Origin of the sequence: Micromonospora sp. DT47 (genome assembly GCF_049844475.1) — a bacterium.
Lineage (GTDB): Bacteria > Actinomycetota > Actinomycetes > Mycobacteriales > Micromonosporaceae > Micromonospora.
In genome coordinates this window covers 165555-181194 of sequence record NZ_JBNCLC010000010.1, presented here as the reverse complement: position 1 = coordinate 181194, position 15640 = coordinate 165555, and the positions used below count along the sequence as shown (strand labels likewise).

At 73.3% G+C, this 15640-nt stretch carries 19 protein-coding genes; 9 read left to right on the top strand and 10 right to left on the bottom strand.

Going from position 1 to position 15640, the window contains the following annotated elements:
- Positions 1 to 10 precede the first annotated feature (10 nt).
- Entirely contained in the window at positions 11 to 1795 is a 1785-nt protein-coding gene (locus tag ACLQ2U_RS18025; protein WP_425751830.1) for a glycoside hydrolase family 15 protein, read from the bottom strand.
- 49 nt (positions 1796 to 1844) lie between these two features.
- Entirely contained in the window at positions 1845 to 2237 is a 393-nt protein-coding gene (locus tag ACLQ2U_RS18020) for a cupin domain-containing protein (RefSeq protein ID WP_425751829.1), read from the bottom strand.
- A 404-nt stretch (positions 2238 to 2641) separates the two neighbouring features.
- On the opposite strand from ACLQ2U_RS18020, the gene ACLQ2U_RS18015 reads away from it, so the two are divergent.
- Entirely contained in the window at positions 2642 to 3736 is a 1095-nt protein-coding gene (locus ACLQ2U_RS18015; RefSeq protein WP_425751828.1) for a beta family protein, read from the top strand.
- 1 nt (position 3737) lies between these two features.
- On the opposite strand, the gene ACLQ2U_RS18010 is transcribed toward ACLQ2U_RS18015, so the two are convergent.
- Positions 3738 to 4019 carry an iron-sulfur cluster biosynthesis family protein gene (locus tag ACLQ2U_RS18010; protein ID WP_425751827.1) on the bottom strand — a complete coding sequence of 94 codons (282 nt, stop codon included), beginning with the start codon at positions 4017 to 4019 and terminating at the stop codon, positions 3738 to 3740.
- Positions 4020 to 4247: 228 nt separating this feature from the next.
- On the opposite strand from ACLQ2U_RS18010, the gene ACLQ2U_RS18005 reads away from it, so the two are divergent.
- Positions 4248 to 4424: a hypothetical protein gene (locus ACLQ2U_RS18005; protein WP_425751826.1), complete on the top strand. Its 177-nt coding sequence runs from the start codon at positions 4248 to 4250 to the stop codon at positions 4422 to 4424.
- Between the two features lie 122 nt (positions 4425 to 4546).
- The gene (dacB, locus tag ACLQ2U_RS18000) at positions 4547 to 6130 is read left to right on the top strand and encodes a D-alanyl-D-alanine carboxypeptidase/D-alanyl-D-alanine endopeptidase (RefSeq protein WP_425751825.1); all 1584 of its coding nucleotides are present in this window, start codon (positions 4547 to 4549) and stop codon (positions 6128 to 6130) included.
- 60 nt (positions 6131 to 6190) lie between these two features.
- Here dacB and ACLQ2U_RS17995 read toward each other — a convergent pair whose 3' ends face one another.
- The 4 genes from ACLQ2U_RS17995 to ACLQ2U_RS17980 all read right to left on the bottom strand — a co-directional run bounded on the left by ACLQ2U_RS17995 (position 6191) and on the right by ACLQ2U_RS17980 (position 8858).
- Positions 6191 to 6541 (bottom strand): DUF1330 domain-containing protein, encoded by a 351-nt coding sequence (locus ACLQ2U_RS17995; protein WP_425751824.1) that lies wholly within the window; start codon positions 6539 to 6541, stop codon positions 6191 to 6193.
- Between the two features lie 100 nt (positions 6542 to 6641).
- Positions 6642 to 7079, bottom strand: coding sequence for a nitroreductase family deazaflavin-dependent oxidoreductase (locus ACLQ2U_RS17990; RefSeq protein ID WP_425751823.1), 438 nt, complete (start codon positions 7077 to 7079; stop codon positions 6642 to 6644).
- Positions 7080 to 7153: 74 nt separating this feature from the next.
- The gene (locus ACLQ2U_RS17985) at positions 7154 to 8047 is read right to left on the bottom strand and encodes a hypothetical protein (protein WP_425751822.1); all 894 of its coding nucleotides are present in this window, start codon (positions 8045 to 8047) and stop codon (positions 7154 to 7156) included.
- 217 nt (positions 8048 to 8264) lie between these two features.
- Positions 8265 to 8858 carry a pentapeptide repeat-containing protein gene (locus ACLQ2U_RS17980; RefSeq protein ID WP_425751821.1) on the bottom strand — a complete coding sequence of 198 codons (594 nt, stop codon included), beginning with the start codon at positions 8856 to 8858 and terminating at the stop codon, positions 8265 to 8267.
- A gap of 78 nt (positions 8859 to 8936) precedes the next feature.
- Here ACLQ2U_RS17980 and ACLQ2U_RS17975 point away from each other — a divergent pair, with 78 nt between their 5' ends.
- Positions 8937 to 10169, top strand: a complete 1233-nt coding sequence (locus ACLQ2U_RS17975) for a serine hydrolase domain-containing protein (protein WP_425751820.1) — start codon at positions 8937 to 8939, stop codon at positions 10167 to 10169.
- A 46-nt stretch (positions 10170 to 10215) separates the two neighbouring features.
- Entirely contained in the window at positions 10216 to 10857 is a 642-nt protein-coding gene (locus ACLQ2U_RS17970; RefSeq protein ID WP_425751819.1) for an NAD(P)-dependent oxidoreductase, read from the top strand.
- Positions 10858 to 10866: 9 nt separating this feature from the next.
- Here ACLQ2U_RS17970 and ACLQ2U_RS17965 read toward each other — a convergent pair whose 3' ends face one another.
- On the bottom strand, positions 10867 to 11331 hold the full coding sequence (locus ACLQ2U_RS17965; protein ID WP_425751818.1) for a PPOX class F420-dependent oxidoreductase: 465 nt from the start codon (positions 11329 to 11331) through the stop codon (positions 10867 to 10869).
- A 55-nt stretch (positions 11332 to 11386) separates the two neighbouring features.
- Entirely contained in the window at positions 11387 to 12028 is a 642-nt protein-coding gene (locus ACLQ2U_RS17960; RefSeq protein ID WP_425751817.1) for a DUF6642 family protein, read from the bottom strand.
- A 324-nt stretch (positions 12029 to 12352) separates the two neighbouring features.
- On the opposite strand from ACLQ2U_RS17960, the gene ACLQ2U_RS17955 reads away from it, so the two are divergent.
- Complete coding sequence (locus ACLQ2U_RS17955; protein ID WP_425751816.1) at positions 12353 to 13129, top strand: D-Ala-D-Ala carboxypeptidase family metallohydrolase; 777 nt, start codon at positions 12353 to 12355, stop codon at positions 13127 to 13129.
- A gap of 107 nt (positions 13130 to 13236) precedes the next feature.
- Here ACLQ2U_RS17955 and ACLQ2U_RS17950 read toward each other — a convergent pair whose 3' ends face one another.
- Positions 13237 to 13716 carry a hypothetical protein gene (locus tag ACLQ2U_RS17950; RefSeq protein WP_425751815.1) on the bottom strand — a complete coding sequence of 160 codons (480 nt, stop codon included), beginning with the start codon at positions 13714 to 13716 and terminating at the stop codon, positions 13237 to 13239.
- Positions 13717 to 13927: 211 nt separating this feature from the next.
- Between ACLQ2U_RS17950 and ACLQ2U_RS17945 the strand changes: the two genes are divergently transcribed.
- The 3 genes from ACLQ2U_RS17945 (at position 13928) to ACLQ2U_RS17935 (ending at position 15545) form a co-directional block, all read left to right on the top strand.
- Positions 13928 to 14491 (top strand): SOUL family heme-binding protein, encoded by a 564-nt coding sequence (locus ACLQ2U_RS17945; RefSeq protein WP_425751814.1) that lies wholly within the window; start codon positions 13928 to 13930, stop codon positions 14489 to 14491.
- Between the two features lie 70 nt (positions 14492 to 14561).
- The gene (locus ACLQ2U_RS17940) at positions 14562 to 15071 is read left to right on the top strand and encodes a hypothetical protein (protein ID WP_425751813.1); all 510 of its coding nucleotides are present in this window, start codon (positions 14562 to 14564) and stop codon (positions 15069 to 15071) included.
- A gap of 240 nt (positions 15072 to 15311) precedes the next feature.
- Positions 15312 to 15545, top strand: a complete 234-nt coding sequence (locus tag ACLQ2U_RS17935) for an amino acid permease C-terminal domain-containing protein (RefSeq protein WP_425751812.1) — start codon at positions 15312 to 15314, stop codon at positions 15543 to 15545.
- Positions 15546 to 15640 lie beyond the last annotated feature (95 nt).

Here is a 15640-nt window from a genome sequence, read left to right as displayed (position 1 = left end):
CGTCGGTGCGTCAGGCGGTGGCCGGGTCGGTCAGCCGCCAGGCGGCGTTGATCAACCCGATGTGGGACAGCGCCTGCGGGGTGTTGCCCAACTGGGCACCGGTGCGCAGGTCGACCTGCTCGGCGAAGAGGCCGACGTCGTTGGCATGCCCGAGCACCTTCTCGAACAGCCGCCGGGCCCGCTCCTGCTCGCCGGCCATCACCAGGCACTCCACCAGCCAGAACGAGCAGAGCACGAAGCCGGCCGGGTCGGTGCTCCAGCGGCGCACCAGCCCGTCGGCGGTGCCCAGCTCCCGCTCCACCGCCTCGATGGTCGAGCGCATCCGGGGGTCGGTGGCGGGCAGGAAGTGCACCACCGGCAGGAAGAGCGCCGAGGCGTCCAGCTCCGCCGACCCGAACGCCCCGGTGTACGCGCCGATCCGCTCGTTCCAGCCCTCCCGCAGCACGGTCTCGCGGATCTCGTCCCGGATCGCCGCCCAGCGCGGCGCGTCGGCCCGCTCGCCGAGCCGGGGCGCCAGCGCGACCGCCCGGTCCAGGGCCCGCCAGCAGAGCACCTTGGAGGTGAGGTAGTGCCGCTCGACGTCCCGGATCTCCCACATCCCCCGGTCCGGCAGCCGCCAGGTCGCGGCGACCTGCTCGGCCAGCCCGACCACCATCTCCCGCAGCTCCACGTCGAAGGTCTCGCCCAGGTAGTCGTGCAGCCGCCAGACCGCCGAGATCACCTCGCCGGGCACGTCGAGCTGCCGCTGCCGCCAGGCGTCGTTGCCGATCCGCACCGGCCGGCTGCCGGCGTAGCCGCGCAGATGGGTGGACACGTGCTCGGAGAGGTCCCGCTCCCCCTCCAGCCCGAACAGCACCGGCACCGGCTGCTCCCCGACCCGGCCGATCGAGCGGGCCCCCCAGGCGAAGAGCCGGTTGGCCTCGGTGGGGCAGGCGGCCACCCAGAGCGCGCGCATGGTCATCGCGAAGTCGCGCAGCCAGGAGTAGCGGTAGTCGTAGTTGCGGTCGCCGCCGATCACCTCCGGCAGCGAGGTGGTCGGCGCGGCGGCGACCGCGCCGCTGCGGGCATGCGTCAGGCCGATGAGCACGGTGGCGCTGCGCCGGACCGGGTCGGCGTACTCGCCGGCGTAGCGGTGGCTCTCCCGGTACGCCTCCCACGCCTGCACGGTCTCGGCGAGCGCGGTGTCCGGGTCGAGCCGGTGCGGCGGGCCGCCGTAGACGGGCGCGTACGCCAGGTCGAAGCCGACCCGCTCGCCGGCGCTCACCTCGAACTCGTGCCGGACCCGTTCGCGGTCGGCCCGCAGGGTCAGGCCGGTGCCGCGCAGGGTCAGCGTGACCGGCCCGGCCGCGGCCAGCACCGCGCCATCGGGCTGCTCGTGCAGGTACGGGGTGAGCAGGCCGTACTCCGGGCGGGGCGCGAAGTCCAGGCCGACCCGGACCTGGCCGCTGAGCCCCTCGACCATCCGCAGCAGCACCGCCGGCGAGTTCATCCCCAGCTCGTGGCTCCGGGCGCCCAACTCGGCGGCGAGCGCGTCGGTGACCGCGACACTGCCCTGCGGAGTGTGGTGGACGGTGCGCAGGACCAGCGTGTCCGGGTGGTACGACCGCTCCACCCGCCCCGGGCCCAGCGGCGCGAGCCGCCAGTACCCCGCGTCCGGGTCGAGCAGCCGGCCGAAGACCGAGGACGAGTCGAAGCGGTCCGGACACCACCAGTCGATCGAGCCGTCCCGGCCGACCAGCGCGCCGGAACGGCAGTCGGAGAGGAACGCGTAGTCGGAGATCGGCGGCTGGTCCACCCGCCCCGGGTACCCGGGGCGGCCCGGTTCAGGCCGGGCCGTCCCGGTGTCAGGCGGTCGGCGGCTCGTCCTGCCCGGCCGCCTCAGCGGCGTCGGCCTCCTCCTTGGTCCGGTGCACCGCCTGGTCGGCGTGCTCCGGCGGACCGTAGACCGTGTAGAGGACCAGCGGGTTCGGCCCGGTGTTGACGAAGTTGTGCTTCGTCCCGGCCGGTACGACCACCAGGTCGCCCTGGGCGACCTCCTTCGTCTCGCCGGCGACCCGGGCCTCCCCCGTGCCGCTGACGAAGGTCAGGATCTGGTCGATCCCGTCGTGCACCTCCTCGCCGATCTCGCCGCCTGGCGGAATGGTCATGATCACCAGCTGGGTCTTCTCACCGGTCCAGAGCACCCGCCGGAAATCCGGGCTCTTCTGGGCGACGGTCGCGATCGTGAAATGCTCCATGGCGCGCTCATACCCGGCAGGGAGCCGGATCACGCCGGGACTCGCACATGGTGGAATTCCCCAGCCGGGTGAGGTTTGACCCCCGACGGAACGGGCATCGACCACTCTGACCGGCGCGAACAGCGCAGGTCGAGCCAGGTCCCCGCTGCCGTACCGCCGGATGGCTGCGGTGGTGGGAGACGGCCGGAGCGCGGCGACGTGACGACCCATGGTCGTGCGGCGCCGTGCGCCCGTGTGGGCACCGTTTCGCACCGACGCTCGGGCCAGCACCGCCAGCGGATCAATGCCCGACGCGGAACGGGCGACCCGGGCGGGCTCCGGGGAACCCGCTTCCCCCAACGGTTTCCGCATTTCCCTGGACTTTCGACCCTGTGACGGGGACGAATGTCTCGTTACATTGAAGTATGGTGCCCACCCACGGGGGCCGGGTGGCGGGATCGGTCTACCGCCCCATCCTCGCCAGCCGGCGGGGCGAACTGGAGGCGCTTGGTCATCTGGACAGCGCCTCGGCCCCGCTCGTCGCTCCGGTCCTCGAGATCTCCACCGTCGACGGCTGCGTGCTCGACCTGCTCGGCCGGCTGCCGGCCGGGCTACTCCCGGCGGTCGACGTCTCCGCTCTGCCCGACGTGCCGGAGACCGAGCTGGCCCGCTGGGGCGTACCGGTGGTGCCGGTGATCGGGCTCGCGGAGAGTGACCGGCGGCTGGTGGCGCACGGGGTGGCGGCGCAGGCGCACGCCCGGCGGGCGGTGGTCCGGCTGCGGGCCGGCCAGGACCGGGCCGGGCCGGACGCGACCACGGCGGCGGCGGAGCGGATCTGGCGGTACGCCCGCCTGGTGCCGGAGCAGTGCGACCTGCTCATCGACGCCGGGGACGTGTGCTGCCCGGCCGACCTGCGGGTGGCCGAGCCCCGGCTGCGGCGGCTGGTCGACTGGGCACGCCGGCACGCCTGGCGGACGGTGACGGTGGCGGCCGGCGGGATGCCGCCGACGCTGTCCCGGCTCCCCACCGACGAGCCGGTCCGCCTGGACCGCTGGGACTGGCTGCTCTGGCAACGCCTGGCCGACCTCGGCGTCGGGTACGGCGACTACGGCGTCGCCCCGGCGCCGCCCGGCGGCGAGGGGCCGGGCGACCGGCTGCCCACCGTGCGGTACACCACCGACGGCGCATGGTGGGTGTACCGCTGGTCGCGGCGGGGCGGCCGGGGCGACGAGCGCTTCGCCGACCTGTGCCGCACCCTGGTCGCCGCCCCGCACTGGCCGCCGGACGGGGCGGGCTTCTCCTGGGGCGACCACGAGCTGCTGCGCCGGGCCCGCCGGGCGGCCGGCGCCGGTTCGCCGACCAACTGGGCGGCGTGGAGCACCTCCCACCACCTGGCGCACGTGCTGGGAGCGCTGGACCGTACGACCCGTGGCGCGCGGCCCGGGCCGTGGCGGGACGAGGAGGACCGCAGCCGGCCGGTCCGGCCGCACCGGGGCGGCGAGACCCGGCGGGCCGGCTGAGTCACTCCTTCTCGGTGAAGCCGAACTGCACCACGCCCTCGTCGTCGACGACCGCGTCGACGGAGGTGTCGTTGAGCAGCTCGGCGGCGTCGCCGTCGAGGAAGATGCGGGCACCCTCGGTGGCGACCACCTGGTCGCCCTGCGCCGGCTCGGGCACCAGCTCGATGCTGAGCGAGCCCGCATCGGTGTCGGCCGCGATCCGCAGCCCGCCGTCCTCGAGGACGCCCTGCTGCGCGGCGAGGTCGTGGATCACGAGCACGGCGTTGTCGGTCATGGTGAGCATGGCAGAACTCCTCGTGGTTTTCTCGGGATCGGGACGTCGCGCGGAAGTCGGACGCACGCCTGACGGCGAATCGGTCATCGCCCGGCGGATCGGGGCGTCTCGCACGGCCCTCATTACCCACGGTGCCCCCTGCGGGGGCGTCCGTCAAATAGAGCGGGGTCTGTGGCCGCCGGCGGAGGCTTTCACGTTTCGGCTCCTCGGCCCCGTGATCGTTCATACGCTGAGCGCATGGACGACGCCAGACGGTACGCCGCGGAGTTCCTCGACTCCCTGCTGCTGGATTTCTTCGGTGGGCGCTTCGTCATCCGGGGTCCGCCTGGGGGGACATGGTGGACCAGACCGGTGCACTCGGCGCCAACGGCCACCAAGATGCGGCCGGTGCCCCGCCCTTCGGGGCGGGGATGAAGGTCTGCGCGGGAGGGCGGCCAGGCTCGAGCGTGCCTTAGACGGGGCGGGGCGGCGGTTTAGGTAGAAAACCTTCGGCGCAGAGTATTGCCTGGCGGAAATCTCCGTGGCAGCGTCAGCACATGCATCGTCGTCTCTTTCCCCGGACGTTGGCGCTGGTGGCGCTGGTCGCCACCGCGGCCGCCGCCGGCGCGCCCCCCGCCACCGCCGAATCACCGACCCCGGCCGCGACCCGGCTGCACGCCACGATCGACGCGATCCTCGCCGACGCCCGGCTCGACGGGGCGCAGGCCGGGGTGGTCGTCAGGGACACCGCCACCGGCGCGACGCTCTACGACCGCAACGGCGACCGCCGCCTGGTGCCCGCCTCCAACACCAAGCTGCTCACCTCGACCGCGGCGCTGGAACTGCTCGGCCCCGGGCACCGGTTCACCACCGACGTGCGGACCGACGGCACCCGCCGGGCCGGCCTGGTCTCCGGCGACCTCTACCTGCGCGGGGGCGGTGACCCGACCATGCTCGCCGCCGACTACGACGCGCTCGCCGCCCAGGTCGCGGCGGACGGCGTACGGGTGGTCACCGGCAACCTGGTCGCCGACGACACCCGGTACGACCGCACCCGGCTCGGTCCGGACTGGACCTGGGACGACGAGTCGTACTACTACGCCGCGCAGGTCTCCGCGCTGACCGTCGCGCCGGACACCGACTACGACGCCGGCACCGCGATCGTGCACGCCGCCCCGGCCGCCACCGCCGGCTCGCCGCCGGTGGTCACGATGACCCCGCCCAACGACTACGTCCGGATCGACAACCGGGCCGAGACGGTGGCCGACGGCGAGAGCACCATCTCCTTCGAGCGGGAGCACGGGAGCAACACCATCGTGGTCACCGGCCGGATCGCCGTCGGCGACGCGCCGTCCAGCGACTGGATGACGGTCTGGGAGCCGACCGGGTACGCCGCCGACGTCTTCCGTACCGCGCTGCGCCGGCACGGGGTCCGGGTGCTCGGGCGTACGGTGCTCGGCCGGGCCACCCCGGACGGGGCGGCGACCGTCGCCCGGCACGACTCGATGATCCTCGCCGAGCTGATGGTGCCGTTCCTCAAGCTCTCCAACAACGGGCACGCCGAGGTGCTGACCAAGGAGATCGGCCGGGTCATCTCCGGCTCCGGCACCTGGACCGCGGGGCTCACTGCGATCAGCGAGTACGTCGCCGACACCGGCATGGACACCGGCAGGCTGCGCCAGCGTGACGGCTCCGGGCTGTCCCGGCGCAACCTGATCCCGCCGGCCCAGTTCACCGCCCTGCTCGCCGCGGTCCGGCAGGAGCCCTGGTTCGACACCTGGTACGCGGCCCTGCCGATCGCCGGCAACGCCGAGCGATTCGTCGGCGGCACGTTGCGCAGCCGGATGCGCGGCACCCCGGCGGCCAACAACGTGCACGCCAAGACCGGCAGCCTGACCGGGGTCTCCGGCCTCTCCGGCTACGTCACCGACGCCGACGGCCGGGTGCTGGCCTTCTCGATCGTGCTCAACAACTACCTGGCCTCCTCGGTGAAGGGGCTGGAGGACCAGATCGCCATCGCGCTGGCGTCGTACACGGAGAAGAGCGTGACCACGGCGCGGGTGGCGCCGCCGGCGGCGCCGGAGACGCCGCGCACGCCCGAGGGCATGGAGTGTTCCTGGGTGAAGCCGATCGTCTGCTGAGTCCGCGACGGCCCCGCGCCTGACCGGGCGTGGGGCCGTCGCGCACCCGGGCCGGGCCGGTCAGCCGGTGGTGCCGGTGACCTCCCGCAGCCGGGCGGCGGTCCGGCCGGCGTCGTAGTCCGGCCCGACACCCTGGACGATGATCAGCGACCCCTCGATGTGCCGCAGGCGCAATGGCAGGATCTCCTGGTAGGCGGGGGACGCGTACCAGGCTCGGGCCCGCTCGACGTCCGGGAACTCGACGATCACCACGGTCCCGGGCCAGTCGCCCTCGATCACCTCCACGTCGGCGCCGTGCACCCGGAACCGACCCTGGTACGGGTCGAGGGTGGACTGGATCCGCGCGATGTATTCCAGGACGTCCTCGTTGATCTGCGGCGTACGCAGGTGGGCGAGCGCGAAGGCCGGCACGGTTCCTCCCCTGTGGTCGGTCGGCCCGTCACGTCGTGGGCCGGTAGGGAAGAGTCTGCGCCAGTCCCCGGTCACGCGTCGATTACCTGGCGGGTAGGCGTCAGACCCGCTCCAGCACCACCACCGGGATCTCCCGGTCCGTCTTCGTCTGGTACCCGTCGTAGGCCGGCCAGGCGGCGGTCATGGTGCGCCACATCCGCGGCTTCTCCTCCGGCCCGGCGGTACGCGCGCGGGCGGTGAACCGCTCCGCGCCCACCTGCACCTCGGCCTCCGGGTCGGTGAGCAGGTTGAGGTACCAGGCCGGGTGCTGGGGCGCGCCGCCCTGCGAGGCGACGACCAGGTAGTCGTCGCCGTCCCGGCCGTAGATCAGCGCGGTGCGGCGCAGCTTGCCGCTCTTGCGGCCCTTGGTGGTCAGCAGCAGCGTGAACACGCCCGGGCGCCACTCGTGCCCCTCGGCGCCGTCGGTCTCGACGTACCGCCGGATGTGGTCGGCCACCCAGCCCTCGGGGCTGTCCACCACCTGCTCGCTCGCCGACATCGCCTACCTCCCGCCGTTCGTGGGCACCGTCGCGCCCACGCTACTCCGGGACCACGGCAAGGGCCGGGGAACGCTCAGCGCAGCGCGACCGCCTGCAGGCCGACGTTGCCGCAGCCGCCGAAGGTCTGCTCGGTGGTCCAGTTCATCAGCAGCTTCGCCCCCCGTTCCGCGCGGAACCGGATGACGAACCGGGCGGTGTGGGCGGTGTGCGGGTCCTCCAGCCGCAGGGTGCGGGTCGGGCCACCGGTGGAGAGCCGGACGTCCAACCGACCCCGGGCCATCCAGAGCCCGGCGAAGAGGTGGACCGTCCGCGGTTCCCCGCTGCCGGTCACCGCCAGGGCGAAGCCGTTGCCGACGTCGCAGGCGTAGACGCCGGTCGCGGCGGACCCGACCGCGTCGACCGGTGTGCCGTCGTGCCAGCTGAAGAACTCCGGGTTGGTGTCGTAGCTGTCGCGCGCCCCCCGGCCGCCCTCGTCCCGGATCTCGCCGGTGCCGCCGCGCTTGCGGATGACGGAGTCGGGGCCGCGCAGTCCCCAGTGCACCCAGTCCCTTGTGCCGACCGCGGTCAGGTCGACCGTGGCCGGCACGTCGGTCCGGATGACGTCGAGCAGCGGCGCGGCCGGCGGCGGCGTGGGACGCGGGCTGGGCGACGGCGAGGCGGTCGGCGAGGGCAGCCGCTCCCGGGGCCGCAGCCCCGGCGAGGCGACGCCCGCCTCGCTCGGGTCACCGAGCCCGACCGCGGCGGTCGGTGTCGAGGCCGGGGTGGACGCGCCCGCCGGGAGCACCGCGCCCGCGCCGGGTGGCGGGGCCTCCGAGCCGGGATGGAAGTACGCCACCAGCGCGGCGAGGCAGGCCACGGCGGCGGCCGCCTCCACGGCCCACCAGCGGCGTTGCCGTTTGCGGGCCACCCACCGCTTCGCGCTGCGGCTGGGACCAGGCCCGATCCGCATGATCTCTTCGTCCGTCACGTCCACTCCCCCGCCCGTCGTCGACGACCGCGCGGGGAGTCGGGGGTCGTCGCGTGAGCCGCTTCACGTTTTCATCGCCCGGCGGGATGCGCCATATGCGGAGCGGTGGGCGTTTCCAGTTTGTTACCAAGCGGTAGTGACGGAACGTTTCCTAACAGTGAGGTGAGCGGCCCTGAGCTGCAGGAATTGCCGCGGGGACCGCTGGACGTCCGAGCGGTCAGCGGATCTCGAACCCGAGCGCCTGGGCCAGCACGATCGCCTGCTCCGCGTCGATCAGCGCACCGGCCCGCTGCACGGCCGTCGGGTCCAGCGCGGTGAGGTCGCTGCCGCGCAGGTCGGCCCGGGTAAGCCGGGTGGCGTGCAGCTGGGCACCGGAAAGGTCGAGGCCGGTCACCGTCGCGCCGGTCAGGTCGGCCCCGGTCAGGTCGGCCTCGCGCATCCGCACGTCGGTGAAGCTCACCCCGCGCAGATCGGCGCCGGGCAGCGCGACGAACGACCAGTCGCCGCCGTCGACCCGCAACGGCCGCAGGTCGCACTGGTCGAAGGTGCTGCCCACCAGCTTGCAGCCGGTGAACTCGGCCTCGAAGAAGTTGCACCGCTTGAAGACGCAACGGGTGAAGGCCGAGTCGACGTGCCGGGAGGAGTTGAACCGCACGTTGCCGAAGGTGCACCCGGTGAAGGAGGCGCCCCGGCTGACCGCCTCGGTGAGGTCGACGTCGTGGAAGACGCAGTTGACGAAGTGCCGGTCGACCAGCTCCTCGGCGTACCAGTCTTCGTGGCGGAACGTGGTGTCCTCGATGGTCTCCGGCATCGGCCCACCCTATTCCCGGGCACCGACGACGACCGTGGGCCTTCCGCCGGCGGCGTACCGACTAGTAGGTTCGGCGACGTGAGCGTGGCACGCAGTACCGACCCGGACCTCATCGGCTTCGACCCCGCCCGGCTGGCGCGGATCGACGAACACTTCGGCCGCTACGTCGACGACGGGCGGCTGGCCGGCTGGCAGGTCGTGGTCACCCGCCGCGGCGAGATCGCGCACTCCTCGACGTACGGCATGCGCGACGTCGAGGCCGGCGCACCGGTGGAGCGGGACACGCTCTGGCGGATCTACTCGATGACCAAGCCGATCACCTCCGTCGCGGCGATGATGCTGTGGGAGGAGGGCCGCTTCGAGCTGACCGACCCGATCAGCCGCTGGCTGCCGGAGTACGCCGACGTGCGGGTCTTCGACAAGGGCTCCGCGCTCAAGCCGTACACCGTGCCGGCGGTCGAGCCGATCCGGGTCTGGCACCTGCTCAGCCACACCTCCGGCCTGACGTACGGCTTCGCGCAGGCCTCGGTGGTCGACGCGCTCTACCGGGCCGCCGGCTACGACCTGGGCGTGCCGCCCGGGCTGGACCTGGCCGGGGCCACCGCCGGGATGGCCCGGCTGCCGCTGATGTTCCAGCCCGGCAGCGGGTGGAACTACGGCGTCTCCACCGACGTGCTGGGCCGGCTGGTCGAGGTGGTCTCCGGCCAGACCCTCGACCAGTTCTTCACCGAGCGGATCTTCACCCCGCTGGGCATGACCGACACCCGCTGGTGGGTGGACGAGCCGGACGCCAAGCGGCTCGCCGCCCTCTACACCCCGCACCCGGCCACCGGGAAGGCGGTCCGCGTCGACAAGCTCGGGGCCTTCGCGCTGACCCGCCCCGACTGCCTCTCCGGCGGCGGCGGGCTGGTCTCCACGGCCGCCGACTACCACCTCTTCACGCAGATGCTGCTGCGCGGCGGGGAGCTGGCCGGCGTACGCCTGCTCTCGCCCCGCACGGTGCGCTTCATGACCCGCAACCACCTGCCCGGCGGGGGCGACCTGGCGTCGTTCGAGCCGGAGGGGTTCGCCGAGACCGTGCTGGACGGCATCGGCTTCGGCCTGGGCTTCGCCGTGGTGCAGGACCCGGTGCCGGCCCGGGTGCCGAGCAGCGTCGGCGAGTACTACTGGGGCGGCCTGGCCAGCACCGCGTTCTGGGTGGACCCGGTGGAGGAGATCACCGCGCTGCTCTTCACCCAGCTCATGCCGTCGAGCACCTACCCGCTGCGCTCGCAGCTGCGGCAGCTGGTCTACTCCGCGCTGATCGACTGAGCGGTTCCGCCGACGGGTGGCGCAGCCGGTCCATAGCCTGGACGGCATGAGCAACGTCGTCGTGTACGGCGCCGGCGGCACCGCGGGCTCGCGGATCGTCAGCGAGGCGGCCGGTCGGGGGCACCGGGTCACCGCGGCGGTCCGCCGCCCGGAGGCGGTCACCTGGCTGCCGGCCGGGGTGCACGTGGTGACCGGGGACGCCACCTCGGCGCAGAGCGTACGGGCGCTGGCGCCCGAGGCCGATGTGATCGTGGTGGCGATCGGCGGCGGCGACCGGGCGCTCTGGCGGGACGCGGCGGAGAACCTGATCACCGTCCTGCGGGACATGCCGAACCCGCCCCGGGCCGTCCACGTGGGCGGCGGCGCGACCCTGCTGACGGCGAAGGGCACCCCGTTCCTCGAGGAGCCGGACTTCCCCGACGAGTACCGGGACGCGGCGCTGGGCCAGGCCGACGCGCTGGCCCTGTACCGCTCGTCGGCCGACGGGGTGACCTGGACGTACCTCTCGCCGCCGCCGCTGGAGTTCCACCCGGGCGAGCGCACCGGGCGCTACCGCACCGGCACCGAGCACCCGGTCGTCGACGACCAGGGGCGCTCGGTGCTGACCTACGAGGACCTGGCGGTGGCGGTCGTGGACGAGATCGAGGATCCTCGCTTCGAGAACATGCGCTTCACCGCCGCGTACTGAGCGGCCGGGTCAGTCCGCGAGCCGGGCCGGGAAGCCGCCGGTGGCGATCGGCCCCCAGCTTTCGACGGTCACCCGGATCAGCGACTTGCCCTGCGCGATCATCGCCTGCCGGTACTCGTCCCAGTCCGGGTGCTCGCCGGAGATGCTGCGGAAGTACTCCACCAGCGGCTCCAGCGCCTCCGGCAGGTCGAGCACCTCGGCGGTGCCGTCGACCTGCACCCAGGGGCCGTTCCAGTCGTCGGAGAGCACGCAGGCGGAGACCCGGGGGTCCCGCCGGATGTTGGTCACCTTGGCCCGCTCCGGATAGGTGGAGATCACCAGCCGGCCCTCGGCGTCGACGCCGCAGGAGACCGGCGAGGACTGCGGGCGGCCGTCGGACCGGGTGGTCATCAGCAGGACCTTGTGCCGGGGCCGGATGAACTCGATCAGGGCGTCGCGGTCGACCCGGGTGTTGCTCGCGATGGTGCGTGCCATCCCTCGGTTCTATCAGGCCGCCGGGCCGCCCGTCCCGGCGGCGGGCGCGCCGGCCTCAGCGGTACCGGCCGGCGACCCGGCCGGGATCCGACTGGGCGGGGACGCGGGGCCGGGCGGTGGGCCGCCAGGCACGGCCGTTGGCGTAGATCACCCGGAAACCGAGGTACGTCGCCAGCGGCGCCCAGTGCGCCGAGCCCATCCGCAGTTCGGCGGCGTTGTGCCGCTGGCCGTTGGCGAGCACGTCGAGCAGCACGGTTTCGAAGGCGGCCGATTCAACCCAGTCGACATCGCGGGTGAAACCGCAGATCAGGGCCGCTCCGGTCACGTCGAGGAAGTCACGCAGCGCGGCATCCGACGCGCGCAGCACCGAGCAGCTGCCGAAATAGAGCCGGCGTCCCTCGCACCGGCCGGCCATCCGCTCGGCCACGTCGGTCAGTTCGACCGAGTCCCAGTCGGTGAGGCAGAGCCGGCTCGGTTCGCCGTGCATGGCGAAGAACCCGACCCGGTAGTCGGCGTACTGCTTGAGCAGCCAGCGGTCGAGGAAGTAGAAGAGCTCGTCGCGGGTGGCGGCGTCCTTGTGGATGAACCGGATCCGGCCGAGCCGTTCGAGCAGTTCGAGGGTCGGCAGCACCGAGCCCCGCTCGTTCAGGTCGCGGTGCCACTGCCCCTCGACGCAGAAGACGCCACCGCGCGCCACGTCCACCTCCCCCGTCCCGGCCGACCGGCGCCGACGTTACCGGTCCCGGGTCACGGAGCGGCATCGTCCCGGCCGGGCCGGGCCGGCGTTTCACGCCACATCGGCGGCTCTGTGCCGCAGTTCGCCCGATCCGCCTTGCTGGGCGAGATGGGCGTTTCGTAATTCGCCCCAATTCACAGGCAATGCCCAGGGACAGGCGAACGCGAGGACAATTCTTCTTAATCGGCGCGAACCGTCCGCGAAAGTGCCAAGGTGGAAACCGCGGGACGTCCGGGTCGATGTCCTGGTCACCACCCCAATCGCTCTGATACCGGGAGGACTTCTGTGCGCGTAAACACCTTGAAGCGGGTTGTTGTCGCGTTCGCCCTGGCGTTGCCCGGGGCCGCGATCGCCTCGGTGGTCGCCGCGCCAGCGGCTCATGCCGACGGCTGCTACACGTGGCAGCGCAACCTCTACCAGGGGCGCTCCGGCGACGACGTCCGACAACTGCAGATCCGGGTGGCCGGCTGGGCCGGCACCGGAGGAATCGTTCGGATCGACGGGGTCTACGGGCCCCAGACCGCCGCCGCCGTACGTCGGTTCCAGGCCGCGTACGGGCTCGGCGGCGACGGCGTCGCCGGCCCGCAGACCTTCAACAAGCTCTACCAGTTGCAGGACAACGACTGCACCCCGGCACACTTCAGCTACACCGAGATGGACGGCGGCTGCGGCCAGGGCGGGTGGAGCGGGGGCCCGCTCTCGGCGACCCAGACGAGGTCCAACGCGGTACGCACGATGTGGAAGCTGGAGGCGCTGCGCCGGAGCCTGGGCGACCAGCCGCTCTACGTGAACAGCGGCTTCCGCAGCACCGCCTGCAACCGGCAGATCGGCGGCGCGTCCGACAGCCAGCACCTCTACGGCAACGCCGCCGACCTGACCTCGCGGACGAGGTCGCTGTGCCAGATCGCCAGCAACGCCCGCAACCACGGGTTCAGCGGCATCTACGGGCCCGGCTACCCGGGCCACAGCACCCATGTGCACGCGGACTCGCGGCGGGAGAACAACAACGACCGCACCTCGAACACGACCAGCTGGTCCGCGCCGAACTGCGGGGTCGGCTAAGGCGACTGAGCCGACGGCAGGTCGACGCCGGCCCGGCCCGGGGAGGGGAACCCCGGGGCCGGGCCGGCGTCGTGGCGCCCGACGGAGCCTGGCGGTCGTACCTCCGCTCAGCTCGCCCGGGGCCAGCGCGGGGCGGTGGCGGGGGGTGCCACCGGCCGGCCGGGACCGCCGGGCCGGATGGCGGGCCGCATCCCCGGGGCGGCGACCCGGCCGGTCTGGCCACGCGTCGGATAGGTAGTGGGGCGGTCCGTCCGCGCGGGCGCGGGAGAGGTGCCCGCGGGCGCGGACGAGGCGTAGGTGAACGGGAACGGCACGTGCACGAACGGGTTGCCGTGCCGGATCAGCGCGTTGATCTGGCGCTCGTTGAGCCCGTGCGTCTCCAGCACCCGCCGGCCCCAGCGGTGCAGGCGGCAGGGGTACGTCGCACCGTCGTTGCGGCACAGCGGCCCGTTGGGCCACTCCTCGGCGGCGTGCACCACCACCGCCCGGACCGCGAGCCGGACGTCCTCGGGCGTCAACGGCGCCGGCACCGGCACCTCGCCTAGAACTTGATCGATGGGATCCGTCGACTGCTCACCAACTCGCACGGCAGGCCTCCCGCAGCTCGGCAGCGTCAGCGGCTGATCGCCGCAGCGCATCCTCGGCCAGTGGTACGGACCGTGACGGGCAGAAGTTCAATCAGCTCCGCGGGGAGGTCGCCGCTCCGCGCGCGTCGGTCCCGTTCCGCTTCGCCGGGAGGAATCCCGCGACGGACGGTAGCGTGGGAACCGAGGAGATCCTTTCGCCGGGAGCGTGCCGATGACCGAGCAGCAGCGGTACCGGGTGGTGTCCCGGCACCCCGGTTTCGAGCTGCGCCGGTACCCGGCCCACCTGGTCGCCGAGCTGCGGGTAGCCGGGGATCTGGTCGGGGCGGGCAACGAGGCGTTCCGGCCGCTGGCGTCGTACCTCTCCGGCGCCAACCGGTCCCGGCGCACGGCGGGGATGCCCGGGCCGGTGGTCCAGGAGCCGGCCGGGCCGGAGAAAATCGCGATGACCGCGCCGGTGGTGCAGGAGGAGGGCGACTGGCCGGGCTGCTGGCTGGTGCGCTTCGTGCTGCCGGCGGAGCTCACCGCGGCCACCGTGCCGGAGCCGGCGGACTCCCGGATCACCATCCGGGAGGTCCCCGAGCAGCTCGCCGCGGCGGTCCGGTTCTCCGGGCGGTGGACGGAGAAGGCGTTCGGCGAGCGGGCCACCGCGCTGGGCCGGGCGGTCACCGCCGCCGGGCTGCAGCCCACCGGCGCGATCCGGTACGCGCGCTTCGACCCGCCCTGGACGCCCTGGTTCCTGCGTCGCAACGAGGTCGTGCTCCCGGTCGTGGAGTGACCGGGGCCCTGCGACGTCGATCTCGCCCCTACACTGCGGTGTTCCGCCCCCGCCATCCGGAGGAACAGCCGTGCGCCGCTGGACGACCACCCTGGCCCTGGTCCTGCTCCTGACCGGCTGCGCCGGCGAGCGGACGGAAACCCTGGAACAGGTGCCCGCGTGGCGGGACGGCGCCCCGGCCGCCACGGCGTCCCCGGCCCCGCTCACCCGGGCCGAGGCGAAGACCCGCTACCTGCGGATCGTCCAGCCGTACAACGAGGCGCTGGAGGAACTGGAGGACGCGACGCAGGTCGGCCGGCCCTGGCGGACGGTGCGGGAGCTGGCCGCGGCGGTGGCCGCGAAGAACGCCGTGCACGCGGTGGAACTGCGGGAGACCTCCTGGCCGGCGGAGGTCCGCGCCCCGATGGCGGCCCTGCTCGCCGAGAACGACGTCGCGCTGGAGCACTGGCGGCGGGCCGGCCGGGCGACGAGCGCGGCGGAGCTGATGCGGGAGATCCGCGCCGCCGCCGCGCACAGCGCCGCGACGGAGGCGACCCGGGTACGGTCCGCGCTCGGCCTGCCCGCGTACCGGGAGTCCTGACCCGCCCGGTCGGCGCACCCTCCACGACGGTCGGTTCGTTGGGCGGTACGCCCGTCGGATGTCCGGGTACCACCCGTGACGGGGGGCTCCACGCTGACCGGTGAAGGAGACGACGATGACCTCCGCAGGCAACGGCACCGGACTCTTCCGCCGCAAGGCGGGCGAGGAGGTCGCGGACGAGACCGAGGGCGCGCTGTCGAGGCGGCCGAGCTGACCAACATCGGCATCCTGCTGGCCTTCGTGGTGGTCTGCATCGCGGTGATCGTGCTGCGCTACCGCCGCCCGGACGCGTCCCGGACGTTCCGGCTGCCCGGCATGCCGGTGGTCCCGGCGCTGGGCGCGGTCTTCTCGGTCTGGCTGATCACCTTCCTGGACCCCGTGACCTGGCTGCGGTTCGCGGTCTGGTTCGTGATCGGCGCGGTGATCTACGCCCTCTACGGCTACCGGCGCTCGGCGCTGGCCCGCCGCAGCTGAGCGGAGGCGAACAGCGCGTCCATCCGGGTGCCTGTTGCGTGGGATCCGCGGGCCGCTACCGTTCCCCGTCTGGGGAGGTGCCGACGGCATGTACG